This is a genomic window from Treponema primitia ZAS-1 (genome assembly GCF_000297095.1).
Classification (GTDB): Bacteria; Spirochaetota; Spirochaetia; order Treponematales; family Breznakiellaceae; genus Termitinema; species Termitinema primitia_A.
The window spans coordinates 1-749 of sequence record NZ_AEEA01000125.1 but is presented as its reverse complement, the minus strand read 5'-3'; the positions used below and the strand labels follow the sequence as shown (position 1 = coordinate 749).

The following is a 749-nucleotide window of genomic DNA, read 5'->3' as shown; positions in this document are numbered from 1 at the left end:
GGAGACAGGCGATGAAGAAGACCGGTTTAATAGTGATACTGGCTGCATTTTTTTTGGCCCTGGGGGCTTGCGAGCTGCCCGTAGTGCCGGATAAACCTGCGGGGAACCTGACCATAAGCACCGGGAGCAGAGCGCGGGCTATCTCCGATGAAACGGCAAAATCATTCCGCTATGAGTTTGATTTTTCAGGACCCGGGGGGAAATTCCATCAGGAGAAACCTCAGGCGGGGACAACCAGGGTAACCCTCTCGGTCAGCCTGGGAGATTGGACCATAACAGCCAGGGCCTATACTAACCCGGGGAATATACTGGCAGGGACCGGGACTATTACCCACACGGTTGTGGCGGGAACCAATTCGGTTACCATACACATGGATATAAGCGATGATTATGCCGCCTATATTGCCGCCCACACCGCTAAAGAAATTACCGAATTCACCCTTGCCGGAGTTTCGGGAAACATAAGCGAAACAGATGATGCAAACGGAACCATCACACTGACGGTGCCCTATGGGACGAACCTTACCAACATAACAGCTTCGGTCACCCATACGGGCGCCTCTATTAGCCCTGACCCGACAGAGACACGAAGTTACGCAAGTCCGGCAGCGTATACGGTAAGCGCATCGGACGGCTCTGTCAGAATCTACACAGTAACCGTAACAGCGGCGGCGATTGACGCCAAGGCGATTACCGCGTTCAGCCTGACCAGCCCGGTAAAGGCGACAGGAATAGTGCATGAAACGGCC

General features: G+C 54.2%; 1 protein-coding gene. It reads left to right on the top strand.

All coding sequences use genetic code 11. The features are described from left to right. Positions 1–32: 32 nt before the first annotated feature. On the top strand, positions 33–749 hold a 717-nt coding region (locus tag TPRIMZ1_RS19300), incomplete at its 3' end, for a hypothetical protein (protein WP_198429946.1).